Here is a 21734-nt window from a genome sequence, read left to right as displayed (position 1 = left end):
CGGCCGATCTAATCGGCTATCTACACGAAAAAATTGAGGAGAACGGCGTCAATCCAAAGCGGGTGCTTGCGGGCGCGAAATCCGCACCCTATAGCAGCCCCTTGAGATGACCGACGCTTCGTCCCTGCCACTCTACCCTCACCGCCATCTTCTGGGCATCAGCGACCTTTCGCCCGCCGACATCGAGCTTTTGCTCGACAGGGCGGATCGGGCGGTCGCGATCTCGCGCCAGTCCGAAAAAAAGACCTCGACGCTGCGCGGCCGCACCCAGATCAATCTCTTCTACGAAGCCTCGACCCGCACGCAATCCTCGTTCGAGCTGGCCGGAAAGCGGCTTGGCGCCGATGTCATGAACATGTCGGTGGCGAGTTCCTCGGTAAAGAAGGGCGAAACGCTCATCGACACCGCGATGACACTCAATGCCATGCGGCCCGACATATTGATCATCCGCCATCAGTCGGCGGGCGCGGCGGCCCTCCTGGCGCAGAAGGTCGGCTGCTCGGTGGTCAATGCCGGCGACGGCGCCCATGAACACCCGACACAGGCGCTGCTCGACGCGCTCACCATCCGCCGCGCCAAGGGTGCGCTGTCGAAGCTGATCGTGGCGATCTGCGGCGACATCCTGCATTCGCGTGTGGCGCGCTCCAACATCATGCTGCTCAACGCACTCGGCGCACAGGTGCGGGTGGTGGCGCCCTCGACGCTGTTGCCCTCGGGCATCGACAGGATGGGCGTGATCGTCTGCCGCTCGATGGCGGAGGGCCTGAAGGACGCGGATGTGGTGATGATGTTGCGCTTGCAGCGCGAGCGCATGGAAGGAGCCTTCGTGCCGTCGGTGCGCGAATATTTCCGCTATTTTGGTCTAGACGCCGAGAAACTGAAGGCCGCCAAGGATGACGCGCTTGTCATGCATCCTGGCCCGATGAACCGCGGTGTCGAAATTGCTTCGGAAATCGCCGACGGCCCGCAAAGCGTCATCCAGGAGCAGGTGGAAATGGGCGTCGCCGTGCGCATGGCGGTGATGGAAGCGCTGCTCGATTCCCGCCGCAATCAAGAGGGCCGCAATCAAGAGGGCCGCAATCAAGAAGGCCGCGGCGCATGAGCATCACGGTCTTTGAACGCGCCCGCATCGTCGACCCGTCACGCGGCCTTGATGAAGTCGGCTCCGTCATAGTCGAAGGTAGGAAAATCGTTGCCGCGGGCAAGGCGGCGCTGAACCAGGGCGTCCCCGACGGCGCTACGGCGATCGACTGCAGCGGCAAGGCGATCATCCCCGGCCTGATCGACGGCCGGGTCTTCATCGGCGAGCCCGGCGCCGAACATCGCGAAACCATCGCTTCGGCAAGTGTCGCCGCAGCGGCCGGCGGCGTCACGTCCATCGTGATGATGCCAGACACCGATCCGGTGATCGACAATGTGGCGCTGGTCGAATTCGTGCTGCGCACCGCCAAGGACACGGCCGTCGTCAATATCTTTCCGGCCGCCGCCATCACCAAGGGCCTCCACGGACGTGAAATGACGGAGTTCGGGCTGCTGCGCGAGGCGGGCGCGGTCGCCTTCACCGATGGCAGGCATACCATATCGAGCGCGCTGGTGATGCGTCGCGCGCTAACCTATGCGCGCGATTTCGGCGCCACCATCGTCCATGAAACGCAGGATGCCGATCTTGGGTCGTCGGGCGTCATGAACGAAGGCCTGTATGCCAGTTGGCTCGGCCTCTCCGGCATTCCACGTGAAGCCGAATCCATCCCGCTCGAGCGTGACCTCGCGCTGGCGCGGCTGACGCAAGGTTCGTACCACGCCGCGAAGATCTCGACGGCAATGGCGGCAAGCGCCGTGGCGCGTGCGAAGGCCGACAGCGCGGCAGTGACGTCTGGCGTGTCGATCCACAATCTGTCTCTCAATGAAAACGACGTTGGCGAGTACCGCACCTTCTTCCGCCTGACGCCGCCGCTGCGGGCCGAGGAGGACCGGTTGGCGATGATCGATGCGGTCAAGGACGGAACGGTCGATGTCATCGTCTCCTCGCACGATCCGCAGGACGTCGATACCAAGCGCCTGCCCTTCGCCGACGCCGCGGCCGGTGCCATTGGCCTCGAAACCCTGCTGGGCGCGGCCTTGCGCCTCTACCACAATGGCGACGTGCCCCTGCTCAGGCTGATCGAAACCTTGTCCACCGCGCCGGCGAGGCTGTTTGGATTGGCCGGCGGCACGCTGAAGCCAGGCGCCGTCGCCGATCTCGCGCTTGTCGACCTCGATGAACCCTGGATAGTCAGCGAAAGCGGTATCCGCTCGCGCTCGAAAAACACCTGCTTCGAAGGCGCACGGCTGCAAGGCAAGGTCTTGCAAACGCTGGTGGCGGGCCGCACAATATTTTCTGCCTGAGCCGGCGGTAGCCATGCGACTTCAGGCATGGTTGGGGGAACGCGGGGGGAACAATGACTTACGGCCCAATCCTGGCGCTGGTGTTCGGCTATCTGCTGGGCTCGATTCCGTTCGGCCTGCTGCTTACCCGCGCGGCCGGCCTTGGCGATGTGCGCAAGATCGGTTCAGGCAATATCGGCGCCACCAATGTGCTGCGCACCGGCAACAAGGGGCTTGCCGCCGCGACTTTGCTGCTCGATGTGCTGAAAGGCACGGCCGCCGTGCTGATAGCAAGCCATTTCGCGCCTGAAGCCGCGATCTGGGCTGGTCTCGGCGCCTTTCTGGGCCACCTGTTCCCGGCATGGCTCGGCTTCAAGGGTGGCAAGGGCGTCGCCACTTATCTCGGCGTGCTGGTCGGCCTTGCCTGGCAAGTCGCATTGATCTTCGCTGTCGGATGGTTGGTGATGGCTTTCCTCTTCCGCTACTCATCGCTGGCGGCGCTGGCTGCTGCCGTGGTGGTGCCGATCGCGCTTTATTTCCTGAGCACGCCGCAGATAGCCATTCTGTTCGTGGTGATGAGCATCATTGTCTTCATCAAGCACCGAGAAAACATTTCGCGACTGATTGCCGGCACCGAACGCAAGATCGGAGCCAAGGGGTGAGCGAACCGGCCGCCGGGCCGCGTCTCACCGATCGCCAGCGACTGAGCTGGCTGCGGCTGATCCGCACCCAGAATGTCGGCCCGGCCTCCTTTCGCGACCTGATCAACCGTTTCGGTTCGGCCGAAGTCGCGTTGGAAATGCTGCCGGAACTGATGATTTCCGGCGGCGCCAACCGGATCGTGCGCACCCCTTCCCTTGCCGAGGCCGAGGCCGAGATGGAGGCCGCGCGGCGACTTGGAGCACGCTTTGTCGGTATTGGGGAGGCGGACTATCCGCCGCTGTTGCGCAGCATGGACAATCCGCCGCCGATGCTGGCGGTCAGGGGCAATGCCGCGGTGTTCCGGTTGCCGGGTGTCGCGATAGTCGGCGCCCGCAACGCATCGCTTGCCGGCATCAAGATGGCGCGCATGCTGGCAGCCGATCTCGGACGAGACGGCTACGGCATCGTCTCCGGCCTGGCACGTGGCATCGACACGGCGGCGCATCAGGGCAGTGTCTTGACCGGTACGGTCGGCGTGCTCGCCGGTGGGCTCGACCTGCCCTACCCGCCCGAAAATGCCGGTCTGTGCGATGACATTGCGGAGCGTGGCGCCATCATCTCGGAAATGCCGTTCGGCTGGCAGCCGCGTGCCCAGGATTTCCCGCGCCGCAACCGCCTTGTCGCGGGCGCCGCTCTTGGGCTGGTGGTGGTTGAGGCAGCACAGCGCTCAGGCTCGCTGATCAGCGCCAGGCTTGCCGGCGAGATGGGCCGGTTGGTCTTTGCGGTGCCCGGCTCCCCGCTCGATCCGCGCGCGGCCGGTACCAACGGTCTGCTCAAGGACGGCGCCACGCTGGTCACCGAAGCTTCGGATATTTCCAGGGCGATCCTTCCGCTGACCGGCATGCGGGCGCCTGATCTGCCGCCGTTTGAGGACCCGCCCGACTTTTCGGCCACACCGCCACCAGGCGAGAGCGACCGGGCCAAGGTGATCGAGGCGCTGGGGCCGACACCGGTGCCGGTCGACGAGATCATCCGCCACACCGGCCTGCATCCCGCCCAGGTCTTCATGGTGCTGCTTGAACTCGACCTTGCCGGCCGCCTCGAGCGTCACGCCGGTGGAAATGTTTCGCTTGTTTTCGGGGAAGGCTAACCGCCCTCAGTGGCGGCTGGTCTTTCTATCTCCGGTCTCGTCGTAATCCTGCATGTTGGCGTCAAAGAGATCCTTTTGAACAAACTGGCGCCAGACCTCATCCGCGTCCTGCGGGCGCGACGGATCGAAACTCGGCTGGGTCTCGTGCGTATTCGGCAGCGACCGCCGGCGTAGCCAAGCAGGCATGATCTCCAAGATGAGACTGGTGAATTGGGTCATCACGGACTCCTTCGATTGAAGGGATGGACCAGGCCGGTCGATCCATCCAAATTACGCTGGCTCACCGCACCCAGCCAAGCCAAAGCCTCCCCGACGTCGGCAAGCACATGGCGCGCCGCTGTCGGTCCGTGCGGTTTGATGCGGATCGACATGCCGTCCATCTCGTTCACGGCCTCGAAACCATTTTCGTCGGATGTATCGTCGCCCAGAAACACCGGCCGCCGCCCCTCGAAAGCCGGCAGATCCAGAAAGCGCCTGATGGCGGCTCCCTTTGCTGCCTCCAGCGGCATCAATTCAACGCCGGCATTGCCGGCCAGCACCCGATATCCCGTAGGTAACCTGCCCAACGCCTGTTCGACCAGTTGCGTCGCGCGCCGCAACAGTTGCGGTGCCGCGCGCGTGTGGACTGCCAGGATCGGTCCCTTGCGCTCGATATAAACGTCCGAACTGCCCAGCTCCGCTTCGATTTCCTCGGCAAGTGCCGCAATGTCGGCCGGCTCTCCCGCTGCCTCGACCGGGCCGTCGCGGATGAGCCTGTGCTCAAGCCCATACAGCCCGGCGGCGCGCAATCTGAGCGGCTGGAAAAGATGGTCGACCGCGGCGATCGATCGTCCCGTGATGAACGCCAGAGCTCCATCCAATTGCAATTCGAGCCTCGCCAGCAGCGTACGCAATTCATCGCCGACAACCACCGCATCGGGATGCGCGGCGTGTTCGAGAAGCGTGCCGTCAATGTCCAGGAACAAGGCCCACGGCCCTGTTGGGAGCTCAGGCGCGGGCAGCTTTGGCAGAAGCGACATCACAGCGCCGCCACCCGTCTGCGATCGAGCAGCGAGATCACGTTGCCCGATGAGGTCGGGGCGGCGCCGACGGCGCGATCGACCGCAACGCGTTTGCGCAGGCGCGCGGCATCGAGAAGCATGCTGCCTGCCCACCGGTAGACATTATTGTCGCGAACGACCTCACGCATCCTTTGCATGCGCTGCCGCTGCTCTTCCGACGACATCGTCAAAGCCTGCAACAAGGCGTCGCCCATCATTGTGGCGTCGTAGGGATTGACGATCAGCGCTTCCAGCAATTCCTTGGAAGCGCCGGCGAACATGCTGAGCAGCAGGACCCCCTGTTCGTCATTGCGCGCCGCGACGAACTCCTTGGCCACCAGGTTCATGCCGTCATGCAGGCTCGTGACCAAGCAAACGTCGGCGGCCCGGTAGATTTCGTAGACCTGTTCCTGCGAATGATGTTCCGTGACCATCAGGACGGGAGTGTAGCCGTCGCGGCCATAGCGCCGGTTGAGATCCTCGGCTTGACGCAGACACTCTTCATGCAACTGTTGGTATGCGGGCAAGGTGCCGCGACTGGGTGCCGCGATCTGCAGGAAGGCGACCTTGCCAATCCATTCCGGATGGAGCCTCAGCAGCTCGTCGAGTGCGGTAAAGCGATCGAGGATGCCCTTGGTGTAGTCGAGACGTTCGACGCCGACACACAGCCTGACATCGTCCGCCAGCCCGAACTTTTCACGAACATGCCGCCGGCATTGCGCCACGTCGGGCAGCTGGGCCTGTCGAGCCGGCTCCCATTCGATTGAAATTGGATACGCGTGAACCAGGCTGATCTGGCCGCCATAGGAGATGGCGGAATCCTCGCGCTCGATCCTGCTCTCCAGGAAGCGGTCGACGCTGTCGATGAAGTTGTTGCAATGGAACTGGGTGTGAAAGCCGACGATCGAACTGCCCAGCAATCCTTCTAGGATCTTCTCGCGCCATGGGCAGATGCTGAATACCTCGGAATTCGGCCATGGAATGTGCCAGAAGGTGATGATGATGGCTTCCGGCAGGCGCTCCCGGATCATCCGCGGCAACAGGGCGAAATGGTAGTCCTGGACAAGCACGATGGGCCGCTCGTTGCGTGCCTCCGCGACGACGGTGTCGGCGAATTTGCGGTTAACCGCCTCGTAGGCCTCCCAGTCGGAAGCACGGAATATCGGTCGGGTGAAGGCTATGTGGCACAGCGGCCAAAGCCCCTCATTGGCAAAGCCGAGATAATAGCCTTGCTGTTCTTCCTCGCTCAGCCAGACACGGCGCAACGTATAGGAAGGGTTTTCCGGCGGCACTTCGACGCGGTCGTTTTCGTCCACCACCAGCGCATCGGCCGAACCGCCGCCATAGGCGATCCATGTGCCCGCACAGGCGCGCGTGATCGGCTCCAGGGCGGAGACCAGCCCGCTGGCGGGTACGACCAGCTGGATGCCGTCGCCGTTGCGGTTATGGATGTAGGGTTCGCGATTTGACACCACGATCACCTGCGCATCGGGAAGTTCCTTCGCCAGAATGTGACGCAACGTTTCCGGCGACCATTGGACGAGGGCGGCGGCCGCGGATTGCCCGTTCTTTTCGAACTCCGGCAATGGGCTGCGAACGGATCCTGCTTCGAGACGGGCGAGCTTCATGTTTCTGGCCCGGCGCGCCCGTGACAGCACCACCGCGAGCGCGACGCATGAGATACCGACAATTACGAGAACGAAGAGCCACAGTGCGGCCGAGGGTACGACCAGGTACGAACTGTTGTCGGGCATTTCGAATTGATTACCTTTCAATGGGACGCGGCAGATCCACCGACAGGAACTCCAGCATCCTTGGCGTGCTGATCCAACGTTCCGCACCCGGTGTTGGTTCCGATTTTTCAGCTCTTGACCACCAGTGGCACCAATCCTTCATGCGCATCCGCAAGGAAGGCACCGACACGATCCCCCACGCGCTGAAACGTCAGGTCCACCGCCACATGTCCCACCGAGAGATGGCGAATGACAAGATTGTCGATGCCGATCGGCAAGTGCGGCCGGGTCACGTGAATTTCGTTCGTCCAACCGTCGATCTGTAGGCCGAGGCAGGCCTGCATGAGCATGAAGGCGGAGCCCGCGGACCAGGCCTGCGGCAGGCAAGCCACCGGATAGGCAATCGGCGCTTCGCCGGCCGAGCGCGTGAACCCGCAGAACAGTTCGGGTAGCCGCATGTTGAAATGAACCGCGGATTCGAAGGTCCCGCTCATCAACCGCACCACGCTGTCGCGGATACCGTATCGCGCCAGCCCGGCGGCGCAGATCGCGGTGTCGTGCGGCCAGATGGAGCCGTTATGATAGGACATCGGATTGAAGAAGATCGCATCGTCCGCCAGCGTTCTCAGCCCCCAGCCGGAATGGAACGAAGCCGACAGCAGCTGGTCGGCGACCATGCGTGCGCGATCCGGATTGGGAAGGCCGACATAGAGCAGGTGACCAGCATTGGACGTGCGCACCTTGCAGGGTTGGCCGTCGCCATCGATCGCCAGCGCATAGTAGCCAAGCTCTTCGATCCAGAAATGGCGTTCGACTTGTTGGCGAATGGCATCGGCGCGCAGCTCCCAATTCTCCGCCCGCTCCTCTTCGCCGCGCAGCCGTGCCAGCTTTGCCAATCCCCGAAATGCTGCAAAGACGTAACCCTGCACCTCGACCAGCGCGATCGGCCCTTTCGGAATGCGGCCGTCGGCATGGAAGACGGAATCGAAGCTGTCCTTCCATCCCTGGTTGGCAAGGCCGGATTCCGCGGCGCGCTGATAGGTAAGAAACCCTGTCGAACGGCTCGCTGTCTCGATCCACTCGGCGGCGGCGCACAGCGATGGCCAAAGGCCATCGATGAAAGCCGTGTCTCCCGTGCGGTCCGCATAGGCGCAGGCGAGATGGATGTAGAGGGGCGTCGTATCGACGCCGCCATAGTAGCGGCCGAACGGCAACTCGCTCAGCGCCGCCATCTCGCCCTTGCGGGTCTCGTGCATGATCTTGCCGGGCTCGGAATCGCTGAAGGGAGAGGTTTCGGTCGCCTGGTGCTGGGCGAGAAAGGCAAGCACGCCACGAGCCAGGCCGGGATTGAGCCAAAGCATCTGCAGAGCTGAAATCACGCCGTCGCGGCCGAAGGCGGTGGAGAACCACGGGATCCCGGCATATGGGTAAGGCCCGGTCGCCAGTTCCGTGGTGAGCAATGCCACATCGGCACGCGCCCGTTCCATCCAATCATTGAAGACGCGGCCTGAACTGTGCAGCGTTGCCCCATGCCGGCGCTTGGCGCGCATGCCGAAACGGGCGCGCGCCGCCGCGGCCCGGAAACGTTCACTTTGCGGGCGGGCCGTTGTCTTGCTCCCCACCTCCACATACAGCGTCTGGCGGCTGCGCTTGGTGACGGCAATGAAGAAATCCGCCCGCTCGGAGGTCAGTTGATCCGGGGGCTGTGAAAACGAAATGGCCGAGGTCCGTACGACCTTGTCCAGCCCTTCGTAGCGGAGCACGACCGAACTCTGGTCGATCTCGGCCGTGTGCGCGGTACCGCGCTTGGAGCGGGTCGAGCCCCGGACTTCGAACATGTCGCGAAAATCAACACCGAAGCGCAGTGACACCAAGACCGTCGAATGCTCCCGGCTATAGTTCGAGAGCGTGATGCGTTCATATAGCCTTTCCTGCCACAGAAGCCTGACCCGCTCGATATGGATCGCGCCCTGCGGAATCTGGCGGCCCGCGGCGCTCTCGATCGGCAGATTGGTCAGGTTGCTGGTGAACAGGACGTTGTCCTGGCTGAGCGATGCGCCCAGCAGCGACAACGATCGCCCGCCAACCGTCAGGCGAAATTCGGAGAGCACGCGCGTGTCGTCGCGGAAGAAGCCGTCGCCGGCGCCACGTATGTCGCCATAGGCGTCGGCGACGGCAAAGCAATCGCCATGCTTGAGAGCGTAAAGCCGATGCGGCTCCCTGGGCGCGGTTTCGTCCAGGGAAGCCAGTGCTATCGCAGGATCGAGCTTGCGCTCGTCGAGTTGGGTAATGGTCAAGAAGATTGTCCCGTGCTGGTTTCCGAACGGGTTGAAGATCTATGAGGCCCTGCTCTCTTCGTGGCCGGTGGTCAGCCGCGAATAGGCCTCGACATAATCCCTGGCCATTCTATCGGCCGAAAACCGCCTTTCGAAGGCCGTTCTTATTCGTCGCCTGTCGAGTTGCAGGAGAGCCGGCATCGAGGCGACGGCATCTTCGATGGTTTCGACGACAAAGCCGGTGACCCCATGATCGATGATCTCGGGCATAGCGCCGCAACTCCAAGCCATGACCGGGGTTCCGCACGCCATGGCCTCGATCACCGCAAGCCCGAAGGGTTCAGGCCAGTCGATGGGAAACAGCAAGGCGGCCGCATTGCCCAGAAACCGGGCCTTCTGGTCCTCACCAATCTCGCCGACATACTCGACCCGGTCGCCATCGATCAGCGGCTGCACGACTTCCTCGAAATAGGCGCGGTCGCCATCGCCGACCTTGGCGGCGAGCTTCAGTTTCAGGCCGGTTCGGCGGGCAATCTCGATTGCCCGGTCCGGCCGCTTGTCGCGTGACATTCTGCCGAGAAAAGCCAGGTAGGTACCGTCCGAACCGGCCTCGAAATCGGCCTCATAAAGGTCAAGCGGCAGCCCGTGATGGATCGTCGCCAGCCAGTTCGCGGATGCGAACCGCGCCCGCTGGCTGCGGGATATGGAAATCATGGGGAACCGCGGGAACCGGTCATAGGCTTGCGCGAGGTCCGCGTAATCTAGCCTGCCATGCGGCGTTGTCACCGTGCGCTGCGGCATATCACGGAAAAACGGGAAATGCAGGAAATGGCTCAGATGGAAATGCACGACGTCGAAGTCGTCGGCCCGTTTGCGCACTTCGTCGAGCATCGACAAATGTGCCGCGATCTCGGACTTCAGCGGACGCGGATCGAGACGAAGCGCCCTTTCGCGGCATGGCACCAGTTTGGCGGAGCTCTTCGTGTCGCCGCTGGCAAACAACGTCACCTCGTGGCCGAGATCGACGAGAGCTTCGGTAAGATACGAGATGATACGCTCGGTACCCCCGTAAAGTCGTGGCGGCACCGATTCGTAGAGTGGTGCGACATGGGCAATCTTCATGTCCCGGCGTCCCTCAATGAGCTGGTCATAGAGCCAAAATGCATCAAGGCCCGGATCGTTCCTATATCTGCGCAAGATGCGTCGAATGATCGATCCGTCCCCTGTTTGAGTAGATCCGCCGCCCTATTTCCTTCTGGTGCTGTCGACCTTGCGCTTGCGGCAGCCGGAGGAGGCCCAGATGCAGCAACCCAGGGATATCGCAGCGCGGCGCCTGAGCATGATCATCGAGCAATATGTCGAGGCCAGAAAACGGCATTTTGGCTTTGTGTCGACTGATCAGGCTGCCCGAGTGATCCGCAGAACCCTGAAGCCCGATCCTTCGGAGCCAGCGCTTTCCGATCACGACCTCGACGACATGGTCGCCGCCCTCGCCGTGAAGAACGGCCTGGCCGTCATCTTCGACCGTGGCGTGCGGGGACCGGCCAACGGCGCCGAGGCCGACCTGAACAGAAAGGAACCGATCATGCGAGCACCGACGGAGACCCCGGATGTTGCCGGCGCGGTGGACGCTATCCTGAGCGATCGCACTGCCCAGCTTTCGATGAGCGCGGTCATCTCGTTGCTGCGCGAACGGACCGGCACCAAGCGATCCGACGCGGATCTGACAGGACTGATCGCCAAGAAAGCCGCCGTTCTGGACGTGCACTTGTCAGGAGGCGCCTGAGCGGTCGTTGAGCGCCGCAAGGATACATGGGCAAATCAAAAGCGCTGACATGTCATTTGACGATGGTGAGCGCGATGGGATTCGAACCCATGACCTACTGATTAAAAGTCAGTTGCTCTACCGGCTGAGCTACGCGCTCCCGCGGGCTCGAAAAGGCCGCCCTCGAAATTGCGCGGAACATAGGGAGAGTGCCGCGACCGGTCAACCGGAAAAGATGGGTTCCAAACCTGCTCTTTGCCCTAATTCGCCGCCTCTTGCTTGTTCCCCCGGGTCCTGGCGAGCAGTCCGGCGGTTTGGGTTTCGGTGCAGGAACGGCTGCCTACACGGCGGAACAAATCCGACGCACTGTCGTTTTTTGCCAAAGGGACGTTCGCCAAACCCTCGAGGAGAATACCAATGAATAGAATCACAACGGGCCTGCTTGCCGCCACCCTTTCGGCGACATTCGTCGCGGCGGAGGTGGTGCCGGTCAACGCCCAGCCCAACTACGTGCCACTCTCCCAGGCGGCAGCGCCGGATGTACAGACGGTGCAATACCGGGAGTGGAGGAGAAACCGCTCCTTCGACCGCAATTTCTCGCGCAATCGAAGCTTTAGCCGCAACGGTGACATGTATTGGAATGGGCATCGCGGCTATCGTGAATATCGCCGCGGCTATCGCCGTCATGGCGACTACTGGTTCCCGCTGGCCGCCTTCGCGACTGGCGCGCTGATCACCGGCGCGATTGTCAACAACGAGAACAACCGCGTCTATGAAGGCAACTCGCACGTTCAGTGGTGCTACGATCATTATCGGAGCTACCGCGCTTCCGACAACACCTTCCAGCCGAACAATGGTCCTCGTCGGGAGTGCCGCTCCCCTTACTGATCCCTGTTGAGTATCAGTAGCTGGTAATGGTGAGTAAAGGCCCGCGTATAGAAGACGCGGGCCTTGTCGCGTCTATCCTAACATGGTTGGCAGTGGTCGCGTTTGTCGCTGGCCCAGCTCAGGCTCTTGATAACCAGGTAAAGACCGCCACCTTTGCCGCGGGGAGAGCGGTACGCTCCAACAGCGTCGCAAATCCGTACCATAGCCCCGCTGAGTTCCCATCCGAGTGCTTCGAGGTCGTCGTCGGTATCGACCACGTAAGCCTGCGCCAGCTCGTCGATGCCGTTCTGTTCCCCGAAGGATCGGACCTGCTTTGCGTCCGCAAGGAGTTCGTCGGGCAGGTTGGAGTTCGCCCAGGCCCACAGCCAGTTGCCAGCCATTGTGCTCGTGGAACCCGCGATCTGGATTTCGGCGACGACCGCGACCTTCCCTTCCTGTGAAAACAGCAGCTTCCCCGTTGTCAGGTCGTAGTCATAGCGCGGCCAGTGCCCCAAGTGGAAATCCTTCTCCAGACGGGCGTTCTTCGCGGTAAGCTGTTCGAATGCCTCCGCGCACCAGTTGCTATACCATTCCGGCGTCATTTCCCCCTCGCCAAGCCCTCACCTCAAGGCGATTATGGCACGCTCAATGTCCGGCGCACAGCGTCCCGCCAGCCCGCCAATTTGACGGACCGGGTAGCGGATTCCATGTCGGGCACGAACCGCCGCTCCAGGGCCCAGGTCTTCGCGAATTCCCGCGCCTTCGGCCATGCGCCGGCCTTCGAACCGGCAAGCCATGCCGCCCCCAGCGCGGTCGTCTCCAGAATTGTCGGCCGATCGACCGGCGCGTCGAGAATGTCGGCCAGGCGCTGCATGGTCCAGTCCGATGCCACCATGCCGCCATCGACCCTGAGCACCGTCTTTGCCTTGGCGCCCTTCCAATCCTTGTGCATGGCGTCGAGCAGGTCGCGGGTCTGGTAGGCGACGGATTCCAGTGCCGCGCGGGCAAACTCCGCCGGTCCGGTGTTGCGGGTCAATCCGAAAATCGCGCCCCGCGCCTCGGCATCCCAGTGCGGCGCACCGAGCCCGACAAAGGCCGGCACCAGATAGACGTTCTGCGTCGGATCGGCTTCCGCCGCGAGTTTGCCGCTCTGCTCTGCCTTGCCGATCACCTTGATGCCGTCGCGCAGCCATTGCACGGCAGCCCCAGCGATGAAGATCGAGCCTTCCAGCGCATAGGTGGTCTTGCCGTTCAGCCGATAGGCAATGGTGGTCAAGAGTCGGTTCTTCGACCGCACCAGGTCGCTGCCGGTGTTGAGCAACGCAAAACAGCCGGTGCCATAGGTGGATTTCATCATGCCCGGCTCGAAGCAGGCCTGGCCAATCGTCGCGGCATGCTGGTCGCCGGCAACGCCGAGGATTCTGATTTCGGCGCCAAACAGGTTTTTCTCTGTTATTCCATAATCATCGGCGCAATCCTTGACTTCGGGCAGCATCGCGGCGGGGATGCGCAGGATGGCCAGCAGCTCCTCGTCCCAGGCATTCTCCGCAATGTTGTAGACCAGCGTGCGCGACGCGTTGGTGGCATCCGTGGCGTGAACCTTGCCGCCGGTCAGCCGCCAGATCAAAAAGCTGTCGATGGTGCCGGCGAGCAGCTCGCCCTTCTCGGCACGCTTCCTCGCGCCCTTCACCTTGTCCAGCATCCAGGCGATCTTGGTGCCGGAGAAATAGGGGTCGAGCAGCAGGCCGGTCTTGCGGGTGAATTTCTTCTCAAGCCCCTGCTTCCTGAGCTTCTGGCATAGCGGTGCGGTGCGCCGGTCCTGCCAGACAATGGCGTTGTGAATCGGTTTGCCGGTCGCTTTGTCCCAGATGACGACCGTCTCGCGCTGGTTGGTGATGCCGATCGCAGCCACATCCGAAGCGTCGCGGCCGGCATTCTTCAGCGCAGCCCTCACCGTCTCAATGACGCTCGACCAGATCTCCTCCGGATCGTGTTCGACCCAGCCTGAGGCCGGATAGTGCTGGGCGAATTCCTTCTGCCCGCTGCCTGCGACATTCATCGTGCCGTCGAACAGGATCGCCCGTGTCGATGTCGTTCCCTGGTCGATCGCAAGCACCAAACCGCTCATTCTGCATCCTCCGCCTTAACAAAAAGAAGGGAGACGGCAACGCGCCGCCTCCCTCAATTTCACACGGGCGCGAACGCCCGCATAGATCGTCTTACTTTTGCCAGCTCTTGACCAGTTCGTCGTAGTTGATGGTGACCGGCTTTTCCTTCTCGTTCTCGATCTTGAGCTGAGGCGCGAGATTGCCCTTCTTGACCGCGTCGGCGTTCCAGTAGGCGAGATCATGCTCTTCGGCCATCTTCGGGCCGATATCGCCCTGGACACCCGATTTCTCGATGCGGCTCATGACCTTCTCCTGCTCGCCGCAGAGCGAGTCCATCGCTTCCTGCGCCGTCTTGGCTCCGGACGACGCATCGCCGATTGCCTGCCACCAGAGCTGAGCCAGCTTCGGATAGTCAGGCACGTTGGTGCCGGTCGGGGACCACTGCACACGGGCGGGTGAGCGGTAGAACTCGATCAGGCCGCCGAGCTTCGGCGCACGTTCGGTGAAGCTCTTGTCGTGGATAGTACTCTCGCGGATGAAAGTCAGGCCGACATGGCTCTTCTTCACGTCCACGGTCTTCGAGGTGACGAATTGCGCGTAAAGCCAGGCGGCCTTGGCGCGATCGGTCGGCGTCGACTTCATCAGCGTCCAGGAACCCACGTCCTGGTAGCCGAGCTTCATGCCGTCCTTCCAGTAGACGCCGTGCGGCGACGGCGCCATGCGCCACTTCGGCGTGCCATCGTCGTTCAGCACCGCCTTGGCGCCGGCGTCGACCATCGAAGCGGTGAAGGCGGTGTACCAGAAGATCTGCTGGGCAACCGCCCCTTGCGCCGGCACCGGGCCGGATTCAGAGAAGGTCATGCCTTGCGCTTCGGCAGGCGCGTAGGCTTTCAACCAGTCGAGATACTTCTGGATCGAATAGACCGCCGCAGGACCATTGGTATCGCCGCCGCGGGCGGTGCAGGAGCCGACAGGGCGTGAATTCTCGTCGACCTTGATGCCCCACTCGTCGACCGGCAAGCCATTCGGCAGGCCCTTGTCGCCATTGCCGGCCATCGACAGCCAGGCGTCGGTGAACCGCCAGCCCAGCGACGGGTCCTTCTTGCCGTAGTCCATGTGGCCATAGACCTTCTTGCCGTCTATCTCGCGACCGGTGAAGAATTCGGCGATGTCCTCATACGCCGACCAATTGACCGGAACGCCGAGGTCGTAGCCGTATTTCGCCTTGAAGTCGGCCTTGTTCTTCTCGTCGTTGAACCAGTCGTAACGGAACCAGTAGAGGTTGGCGAACTGCTGATCGGGCAGTTGGTAGAGCTTCTTGTCGGGAGCCGTCGTGAACGAGGTGCCGATGAAGTCCTTCAGGTCCAGGTTCGGATTGGTGACGTCCTTGCCCTCACCCGCCATCCAGTCGGTCAGATTGCGCACCTGCTGGTAGCGCCAGTGGGTGCCGATCAGGTCGGAATCGTTGACCCAGCCGTCATAGAGGTTCTGGCCGGTCTGCATCTGCGTCTGGATCTTCTCAACGACGTCGCCTTCCTGGATAACGTCATGTGTGATCTTGATGCCGGTGATGGCGGTAAAGGCCGGCGCCAGCACCTGCGATTCATACTGGTGGGTGGCGATGGTTTCAGAGACGACCTTGATGTCCATGCCGGCGAACGGCTTGGCGGCGTCGATGAACCATTGCATTTCGGCTTCCTGATCGGCGCGCGAAAGCGTCGACAGGGGGCCGATTTCCTTGTCCAGGAAGGACTTGGCTTCGTCCATTCCGGCATAGGCATTGCCTGCCCCCAGCAACAGGACAAGGGCGGTCGTTGACGTTAAAAATTGCCGTCGCATTAGTTTCCTCCACAGTTTTAAGTTTCAAGTGCGATCTGGAGCAGTCGCCGGCACGCGGCCGCTCCAACAGTTTCCCCCTCTATACGTAGCGGAACACGCCGACGGCGTAGACCACGGAGAGAGCGAGAGCCCACCAAAGGTTGGATCCGACGAGACCCAGCCAAGCGAGATGAATAAAGGCACTGCCAAGCAGCGACAGAAACAGGCGATCGCCGCGTGTCGTCTCGAAGCGCAGCATGCCGACGCGCGGATTGCCGCCTGGCGAGGCGTATTCCCAAGCGGCCATGCCGCACAGCAACAGAAGAATGGTGGCGAAGAAAGCGGCCGTCGGCCACGTCCACGCCATCCAGGAGAGGTCGAGATTCATGATCATACCCTCCCCAGGGCGAAGCCCTTGGCGATATAGTTGCGGACAAACCAGATGACGAGCGCGCCAGGGATCAGCGTCAGCACGCCGGCTGCGGCAAGGAGGCCCCAGTCCATGCCGGCGGCCGATACGGTGCGCGTCATGGTGGCGGCGATCGGCTTGGCGTCGGTGGTGGTCAGCGTGCGCGCGATCAACAGTTCCACCCATGAGAACATGAAGCAGAAGAAGCAGGCGACGCCGATGCCGCTGGCGATCAGCGGCATGAATATCCTGACAAAGAAACGCGGGAACGAATAGCCGTCGATATAGGCGGTTTCATCGATCTCCTTCGGCACGCCCGACATGAAGCCTTCGAGGATCCACACCGCCAGCGGCACGTTGAACAGGCAGTGCGCCAGCGCCACCGCAATGTGCGTGTCGATGAGGCCGAAGGCCGAATAGAGCTGGAAGAACGGCAGTGCGAACACGGCCGGCGGCGCCATGCGGTTGGTCAGCAGCCAGAAGAACAGATGCTTATCGCCGAGGAAACGATAGCGCGAGAAAGCGTAAGCCGCAGGCAGCGCCACCGACACCGAAATCACCATGTTCATGACGACATAGGTGATCGAGTTGATGTAGCCGGAATACCAAGCCCTCTGCGTGAAGATGGTGACGTAGTTGGCGATTGTCGGCGTGTGCGGGTAGAGCGTCATCGAGTTGACGATCTCGGCATTGGTCTTGAAGCTCATATTGATGAGCCAGTAAATCGGCAGCAGAAGTACGATGATGTAGAGCGTCGGCACGATCCACCACCAGCGCGATTCCTCGCCGCGCCGGCGCATGCGCCTGTCGAGATCGCTCTGCGACAGTGTACCGGCGAGACTTTCCGAGGCGGTCCCGTTCATCGCATTGCGCTCGGTTCGTTCATTGGCGCCAGCCATTTCAGCGCTCCGCGTCGTAATTGGTCATCACGGTGTAGAACACCCATGACAACAACAGGATGATGAGGAAGTAGACCAGCGACATGGCGGCCGCCGGGCCAAGGTCGAACTGGCCGAGCGCCGTCTTGACGAGGTCGATCGACAGGAAGGTCGTCGAGTTGCCCGGCCCGCCGCCGGTGACGACGAACGGTTCGGTGTAGATCATGAAACTGTCCATGAAGCGCAGCAGCACGGCGATCAAAAGCACGCGCTGCATCTTCGGCAGCTGGATGTAGCGGAATACCGCCCAGCGCGAGGCCCCGTCGATCTTTGCCGCCTGGTAGAAGGCATCGGGGATCGAGACCAGCCCGGCATAGCAGAGCAGCACGACGAGGCTGGTCCAGTGCCAGACATCCATGACGATGATCGTCACCCAGGCATCGAACGGATCCTGCACGTAATTGTAGTCGATGCCGATCGCGTTGAGGTAATAGCCCAACAGTCCGATGTCGTTGCGTCCGAACACCTGCCAGATGGTGCCGACGACATTCCACGGGATCAGCAGTGGCAGCGACATCAGCACCAGGCAGACCGGCACGCCCCAGCCCTTCTTAGGCATGTTGAGCGCGATGAAGATGCCGAGCGGCACCTCGATCGCCAGGATGATAAAGGAAAAGATCAGGTTGCGGACCATCGCTTCCCAGAAGCGGCTGGATGAAAGCAGTTCCTCGAACCATTCGGTGCCGGCCCAGGTGAAGACATTGTTGCCGAACGTGTCCTGCACGGAATAGTTGACGACCGTCATCAGCGGGATGACGGCGGTGAAGGCCACCAGCACCAGCACCGGCAGCACGAGGAACCAGGCCTTGTTGTTCCAGGTCTTGTCCATCTATGCCCCCATCTCGACACGCCAGGAACCGGCATAGATGTTGATGCCGGCCGGATCGAACCGCACCTTCGGTTCGGCTGGCACGGTCTCGTCCTCACCGATGACGGCAGCGATGTCCCTGCCTTCCAGCTTGGCGCGAACCACCTTGTGGCGGCCGACATCCTCGACCTTGGTGATCGAGACGGCCATGCCGTCCCGGCCGAGCCGCACATATTCGGGGCGAATGCCGAGTTCGACGGCGCCGCCGGCGGCTTTGGGCGCGCCCGGCAGTTCGATACGCTGCGAGCCGAGCGTCGCCGTCTTGCCGTCGATCGCCACAGGCATGACGTTCATGCCCGGCGAACCGATGAAATAACCGACAAAGGTATGGCGCGGCCGCTCGAACAGTTCGGCCGGCGTGCCGATCTGCACGATGCCGCCATCATACATGACGACGACCTGGTCAGCGAAGGTCAGCGCCTCGGTCTGGTCGTGGGTGACATACACCATCGTGTAGCCGAAGCGGCGATGAAGCTGTTTCAATTGCGAGCGCAGCACCCACTTCATATGCGGGTCGATGACGGTCAGCGGCTCGTCGAACAGGATGGCGTTGACGTCCGAGCGCACCAGGCCGCGGCCGAGCGAGATCTTCTGCTTCTGGTCGGCGGTCAGGCCCCTGGCCTTCTTCTTGGCCCAGGACGCCAGGTGGATCATTTCCAGCGTCTCGCGCACCTTGCGGTCGACGTCTGCCTCCGGCACGCCGCGATTGCGTAGCGGGAACGCCAGATTGTCATAGACCGTCATGGTGTCGTAGATGACCGGGAACTGGAACACCTGCGCGATATTGCGCTCCTGCGTCGACAGGGTGGTCACGTCCCTGCCGTTGAACAGCAACTGGCCATGCGAGGGATGCAGCAGCCCCGATATGATGTTGAGCAGCGTGGTCTTGCCGCAGCCGGACGGCCCGAGCAGCGCATAGGCACCACCATCCTCGAAAGTGTGATGCACTTCGCGCAGCGCGAAATCGGCATCCTTGCGCGGGTTCGGTAGATAGGAATGCCTGACATGGTTGACGTCGATGCGCGCCATATCGTCCTCCTCAAGCCGCCAGCTTCGGCGCGGTCACGGCCCGGCCGTGCTCGTCGAAGACCATGATGTGACGTGGATCGATGAACACTTCGACCACCGCGTCTGTCTCGAAATCCCTGATGCCATGGGTCAACATCACCCAGCGTACATCGGCAAAGTCGAGATGGATGAAGCTTTCGGACCCGGTGATTTCCGTGATGGTGACTTTCGCCCGCACCGGCACCGCGGAGGGATTGGGCCGGTCGAGCGAAAGATGGTGCGGCTGGAAGCCGACCGTATAGTTCGCATCGGCGATGTCGACGAGATCAGCGGGCACCGGCAGCTTGACGCCGCCCTCCAGCAGAAAATCCGCCCCCTTCTTGGCCAGCACGATGGTGTTGAGCGGCGGATCGGCGAAGGTCCTCGCCGTCACCAGGTCGACCGGTTTGCGGAACACGTCGATGGTCGGCCCAAACTGGGTGATGCGGCCTTCCGACAGCGTTGCCGTATTGCCGCCGAGCAGCAGGGCCTCATGTGGCTCGGTGGTGGCATAGACGAAGATGGTACCGGCGGCCGCGAATATCCTCGGCAGTTCGGCTCGCAATTCCTCGCGCAATTTGTAGTCGAGATTTGCAAGGGGTTCGTCGAGCAGCACAAGGCTGGCATTCTTGACGATGGCGCGCGCCAGCGCGGTGCGCTGCTGCTGCCCGCCCGACAGACTGAGCGGCGTGCGGTCGAGATAGGGGGTCAGTTTGAGGAGTGCCGCCGCTTCGCGCACCTGGCTGTCGATCTTGCCCTGCTCGACGCCGGCCACCTTGAGGGGTGAGGCAATGTTGTCATAGACGGTCATCGCCGGATAATTGATGAACTGCTGGTAGACCATGGCGATCTTGCGCTTCTGCACAGGCGTGCCAGTGACATTCCGGCCGTCGAACCAGACCGAGCCGGAGGTCGGCACATCGAGGCCGGCCATCAGCCGCATCAGGCTGGTCTTGCCTGAAAGTGTGGGCCCGAGCAAAACGTTGAGCGAGCCGTGCTGAAGCGTCAGCGACACGTCGCGGATGTGCTCGACCGCACCGACCGTCTTGGTGACGTTCCTCAGTTCCAGCATGACGCCTCCTCCCAGGCTTTCCGCATCAGCTCAAAACCTCTTCATTCGGCGGCCGCGACGTGCTGCCGGCTTATGCCGCGCATGAATTCATCGAGTGCCGCGACCTGCTCGCGGTTAAGATGCAGGCCGCGCTTGGTTCGCCGCCACAGCACGTCTTCCGCCGTGACAGCCCATTCGTTTTCAACGAGATAGCGCACCTCGGCTTCGTGGAGATCGCCACCGAAATTGCGGCCGAGATCGGCAATCGACTTGGCCAAGCCGAGCAGCACCTGTACACGCGTTCCATAGAGCCTCGTCAGCCGGCGCGCCAAGCGCTGGTCGAGGAAAGGATAGGCGCTTTTCAGCTTCGCCACCTGCGCATCGAAACCCGTGGCCGGAAAATCGCCGCCCGGCAGCGGCGCATCTGATGTCCACGGCTTGCCGCGCTTGCCGAGAAAACCTTCGATCTTCTCCAGCATCGATTCCGACAGCCGGCGATAGGTGGTGATCTTGCCGCCAAACGCGTTGACCAGCGGTGCGGCGCCGTCGCCGCCATCCGCCTTCAGCACATAGTCACGTGTCGCTTCCTGCGCCTTGGAGGCGCCGTCATCGTAGAGCGGACGCACGGCCGAATAGGTCCAGACGATGTCGGAACGCTTGACGGGAACCGCGAAATACTCGCTCGCCGCGGCACAGAGATAGTCGATCTCGGTGTCGCTGATCCTCACATCGTGTGGGTCGCCGGGATAATCCTGGTCGGTGGTGCCGATCAGCGTGAACTCGTCTTCGTAGGGGATGGCGAAGATGATGCGGCCGTCCCTGTTCTGGAAGAAATAGGCGCGCGGGTCGTCGAACTTCTTGGCGATGACGATGTGGCTGCCCTGCACGAGGCGGACATTGTGCACGTCGTTGAGGCCGACGACGCCGGACAGCACGTGGTCGACCCAAGGACCCGCCGCATTGACCAGCAACCGTGCCTTGACCTCGTCGGTCTCGCCGGTCCGCAGGTCCTCGATCTTTATCGCCCAGATTCCGCCCTCGCGGCGCGCTCCAACCACTTTGGTGCGAGTCCGGATCGTTGCGCCCCGGTCAGCGGCGTCACGAGCATTCAGCGCTACCAGCCGCGCATCGTTGACCCAGCCATCCGAATATTCGAAAGCCTTTTTGAACAGCGGCTTCAAAGGCTTGCCCGCCGGGTCGCTTGCCATGTCGAGCGTTCTGGTCGCCGGCAGCAACTTGCGCCCGCCGATGTGGTCGTAAAGGAAAAGGCCGAGCCGGATCAGCCAGGCCGGGCGCAGGCCCTTGGCATAGGGCAGCACGAAGCGCATCGGCCAGATGATGTGCGGAGCGTTCTTCCACAGAACCTCGCGCTCCATCAGCGCCTCGCGCACCAGGCGGAATTCATAGAATTCGAGATAGCGCAGCCCGCCATGGATCAGCTTGGTCGAACCGGACGAGGTTCCGCTGGCGAGATCGTTCATTTCGGCGAGAAAGACCGAGAACCCGCGTCCCACGGCATCGCGGGCGATGCCGCAGCCGTTGATGCCGCCACCTATGACGAAAATGTCCCGGACTGAAGATGTGTCCACCTAGCTCCTCCACGATTTCGCATTGCACCATTTTTGCTCTTTTGCGAAACCGTGGCGGAATTATTTCGA

Annotated in this window: 20 protein-coding genes and 1 tRNA gene; 6 read left to right on the top strand and 15 right to left on the bottom strand. The window is 62.2% G+C overall.

The features are described 5' to 3' along the window. The first annotated feature begins 106 nt into the window (after positions 1–106). Genes LB555_RS07865 through dprA form a run of 4 tightly spaced genes read left to right on the top strand, consistent with a single transcriptional unit; the run spans position 107 to position 4156 of the window. A complete protein-coding gene (locus LB555_RS07865; protein WP_015317750.1) occupies positions 107–1102 on the top strand; it encodes an aspartate carbamoyltransferase catalytic subunit in 996 nt (331 codons plus the stop codon). Then, on the top strand, positions 1099–2385 hold the full coding sequence (locus tag LB555_RS07860; RefSeq protein WP_224682595.1) for a dihydroorotase: 1287 nt from the start codon (positions 1099–1101) through the stop codon (positions 2383–2385). Before LB555_RS07865 ends, LB555_RS07860 begins: the two co-directional genes overlap by 4 nt. Before the next feature lie 53 nt (positions 2386–2438). Next, positions 2439–3026 (top strand): glycerol-3-phosphate 1-O-acyltransferase PlsY, encoded by a 588-nt coding sequence (gene plsY / locus LB555_RS07855; protein WP_224682594.1) that lies wholly within the window; start codon positions 2439–2441, stop codon positions 3024–3026. Beyond that, entirely contained in the window at positions 3023–4156 is a 1134-nt protein-coding gene (gene dprA / locus LB555_RS07850) for a DNA-processing protein DprA (RefSeq protein WP_224682593.1), read from the top strand. The genes plsY and dprA overlap by 4 nt, the downstream gene beginning before the upstream one ends. Positions 4157–4162: 6 nt before the next feature. On the opposite strand, the gene LB555_RS07845 is transcribed toward dprA, so the two are convergent. The 5 genes from LB555_RS07845 to LB555_RS07825 form a co-directional block, all read right to left on the bottom strand. Next, complete coding sequence (locus LB555_RS07845; protein ID WP_015317746.1) at positions 4163–4375, bottom strand: hypothetical protein; 213 nt, start codon at positions 4373–4375, stop codon at positions 4163–4165. After that, complete coding sequence (gene otsB, locus LB555_RS07840) at positions 4375–5175, bottom strand: trehalose-phosphatase (protein ID WP_140718072.1); 801 nt, start codon at positions 5173–5175, stop codon at positions 4375–4377. The genes LB555_RS07845 and otsB overlap by 1 nt, the downstream gene beginning before the upstream one ends. Beyond that, positions 5175–6950 (bottom strand): trehalose-6-phosphate synthase, encoded by a 1776-nt coding sequence (locus tag LB555_RS07835; RefSeq protein WP_015317744.1) that lies wholly within the window; start codon positions 6948–6950, stop codon positions 5175–5177. The genes otsB and LB555_RS07835 overlap by 1 nt, the downstream gene beginning before the upstream one ends. Positions 6951–7057: 107 nt before the next feature. Continuing rightward, positions 7058–9220 (bottom strand): amylo-alpha-1,6-glucosidase, encoded by a 2163-nt coding sequence (locus tag LB555_RS07830; RefSeq protein WP_140616516.1) that lies wholly within the window; start codon positions 9218–9220, stop codon positions 7058–7060. A 45-nt stretch (positions 9221–9265) separates the two neighbouring features. Next, the gene (locus tag LB555_RS07825; protein ID WP_015317742.1) at positions 9266–10327 is read right to left on the bottom strand and encodes a glycosyltransferase family 4 protein; all 1062 of its coding nucleotides are present in this window, start codon (positions 10325–10327) and stop codon (positions 9266–9268) included. 217 nt (positions 10328–10544) lie between these two features. Here LB555_RS07825 and LB555_RS07820 point away from each other — a divergent pair, with 217 nt between their 5' ends. After that, a complete protein-coding gene (locus LB555_RS07820) occupies positions 10545–10991 on the top strand; it encodes a hypothetical protein (RefSeq protein ID WP_224682592.1) in 447 nt (148 codons plus the stop codon). 63 nt (positions 10992–11054) lie between these two features. On the opposite strand, the gene LB555_RS07815 is transcribed toward LB555_RS07820, so the two are convergent. After that, a tRNA-Lys gene (locus tag LB555_RS07815) sits at positions 11055–11130 on the bottom strand. A gap of 257 nt (positions 11131–11387) precedes the next feature. On the opposite strand from LB555_RS07815, the gene LB555_RS07810 reads away from it, so the two are divergent. Continuing rightward, positions 11388–11858: a BA14K family protein gene (locus LB555_RS07810; RefSeq protein WP_140664185.1), complete on the top strand. Its 471-nt coding sequence runs from the start codon at positions 11388–11390 to the stop codon at positions 11856–11858. A 77-nt stretch (positions 11859–11935) separates the two neighbouring features. On the opposite strand, the gene LB555_RS07805 is transcribed toward LB555_RS07810, so the two are convergent. The 9 genes from LB555_RS07805 to glpD form a co-directional block, all read right to left on the bottom strand. Beyond that, positions 11936–12439, bottom strand: a complete 504-nt coding sequence (locus tag LB555_RS07805) for a DUF6882 domain-containing protein (RefSeq protein WP_224682591.1) — start codon at positions 12437–12439, stop codon at positions 11936–11938. 32 nt (positions 12440–12471) lie between these two features. After that, a complete protein-coding gene (glpK, locus tag LB555_RS07800) occupies positions 12472–13965 on the bottom strand; it encodes a glycerol kinase GlpK (RefSeq protein ID WP_224682590.1) in 1494 nt (497 codons plus the stop codon). A gap of 91 nt (positions 13966–14056) precedes the next feature. Continuing rightward, positions 14057–15784 (bottom strand): ABC transporter substrate-binding protein, encoded by a 1728-nt coding sequence (locus LB555_RS07795; protein ID WP_015317738.1) that lies wholly within the window; start codon positions 15782–15784, stop codon positions 14057–14059. A 79-nt stretch (positions 15785–15863) separates the two neighbouring features. Beyond that, positions 15864–16151, bottom strand: coding sequence for a DUF2160 domain-containing protein (locus LB555_RS07790; protein WP_015317737.1), 288 nt, complete (start codon positions 16149–16151; stop codon positions 15864–15866). 2 nt (positions 16152–16153) lie between these two features. Beyond that, on the bottom strand, positions 16154–17035 hold the full coding sequence (locus LB555_RS07785) for a carbohydrate ABC transporter permease (RefSeq protein ID WP_411908819.1): 882 nt from the start codon (positions 17033–17035) through the stop codon (positions 16154–16156). A 37-nt stretch (positions 17036–17072) separates the two neighbouring features. Next, positions 17073–17939: a carbohydrate ABC transporter permease gene (locus tag LB555_RS07780; protein WP_027044598.1), complete on the bottom strand. Its 867-nt coding sequence runs from the start codon at positions 17937–17939 to the stop codon at positions 17073–17075. Then, a complete protein-coding gene (locus LB555_RS07775) occupies positions 17940–19007 on the bottom strand; it encodes an ABC transporter ATP-binding protein (RefSeq protein WP_224682589.1) in 1068 nt (355 codons plus the stop codon). It lies immediately after the preceding gene. A gap of 10 nt (positions 19008–19017) precedes the next feature. Beyond that, complete coding sequence (locus LB555_RS07770; RefSeq protein WP_224682588.1) at positions 19018–20097, bottom strand: ABC transporter ATP-binding protein; 1080 nt, start codon at positions 20095–20097, stop codon at positions 19018–19020. A 41-nt stretch (positions 20098–20138) separates the two neighbouring features. Further along, entirely contained in the window at positions 20139–21665 is a 1527-nt protein-coding gene (glpD, locus tag LB555_RS07765) for a glycerol-3-phosphate dehydrogenase (RefSeq protein ID WP_140616337.1), read from the bottom strand. Positions 21666–21734: the final 69 nt, after the last annotated feature.

The sequence above is a fragment of the Mesorhizobium sp. BR-1-1-10 genome (assembly GCF_020165595.1).
Classification (GTDB): domain Bacteria; phylum Pseudomonadota; class Alphaproteobacteria; order Rhizobiales; family Rhizobiaceae; genus Mesorhizobium; species Mesorhizobium australicum.
The sequence above is the reverse complement of the archived record's forward strand: the minus strand, read 5'-3'. Positions and strand labels throughout refer to the sequence as shown.

What these genes read in the sequence shown, in the direction of transcription:
- glpK (WP_224682590.1), bottom strand. Translation starts at nt 13,965, where the DNA reads ATGAGCGGTTTGGTGCTTGCGATCGACCAGGGAACGACATCGACACGG.
- LB555_RS07835 (WP_015317744.1), bottom strand. Translation starts at nt 6,950, where the DNA reads ATGCCCGACAACAGTTCGTACCTGGTCGTACCCTCGGCCGCACTGTGG.
- otsB (WP_140718072.1), bottom strand. Translation starts at nt 5,175, where the DNA reads ATGTCGCTTCTGCCAAAGCTGCCCGCGCCTGAGCTCCCAACAGGGCCG.
- LB555_RS07865 (WP_015317750.1), top strand. Translation starts at nt 107, where the DNA reads ATGACCGACGCTTCGTCCCTGCCACTCTACCCTCACCGCCATCTTCTG.
- LB555_RS07810 (WP_140664185.1), top strand. Translation starts at nt 11,388, where the DNA reads ATGAATAGAATCACAACGGGCCTGCTTGCCGCCACCCTTTCGGCGACA.
- plsY (WP_224682594.1), top strand. Translation starts at nt 2,439, where the DNA reads ATGACTTACGGCCCAATCCTGGCGCTGGTGTTCGGCTATCTGCTGGGC.
- LB555_RS07780 (WP_027044598.1), bottom strand. Translation starts at nt 17,939, where the DNA reads ATGGACAAGACCTGGAACAACAAGGCCTGGTTCCTCGTGCTGCCGGTG.
- LB555_RS07775 (WP_224682589.1), bottom strand. Translation starts at nt 19,007, where the DNA reads ATGGCGCGCATCGACGTCAACCATGTCAGGCATTCCTATCTACCGAAC.
- LB555_RS07790 (WP_015317737.1), bottom strand. Translation starts at nt 16,151, where the DNA reads ATGAATCTCGACCTCTCCTGGATGGCGTGGACGTGGCCGACGGCCGCT.
- LB555_RS07805 (WP_224682591.1), bottom strand. Translation starts at nt 12,439, where the DNA reads ATGACGCCGGAATGGTATAGCAACTGGTGCGCGGAGGCATTCGAACAG.
- LB555_RS07825 (WP_015317742.1), bottom strand. Translation starts at nt 10,327, where the DNA reads ATGAAGATTGCCCATGTCGCACCACTCTACGAATCGGTGCCGCCACGA.
- LB555_RS07845 (WP_015317746.1), bottom strand. Translation starts at nt 4,375, where the DNA reads ATGACCCAATTCACCAGTCTCATCTTGGAGATCATGCCTGCTTGGCTA.
- LB555_RS07770 (WP_224682588.1), bottom strand. Translation starts at nt 20,097, where the DNA reads ATGCTGGAACTGAGGAACGTCACCAAGACGGTCGGTGCGGTCGAGCAC.
- LB555_RS07785 (WP_411908819.1), bottom strand. Translation starts at nt 17,035, where the DNA reads ATGAACGGGACCGCCTCGGAAAGTCTCGCCGGTACACTGTCGCAGAGC.
- LB555_RS07795 (WP_015317738.1), bottom strand. Translation starts at nt 15,784, where the DNA reads ATGCGACGGCAATTTTTAACGTCAACGACCGCCCTTGTCCTGTTGCTG.
- LB555_RS07820 (WP_224682592.1), top strand. Translation starts at nt 10,545, where the DNA reads ATGATCATCGAGCAATATGTCGAGGCCAGAAAACGGCATTTTGGCTTT.
- LB555_RS07860 (WP_224682595.1), top strand. Translation starts at nt 1,099, where the DNA reads ATGAGCATCACGGTCTTTGAACGCGCCCGCATCGTCGACCCGTCACGC.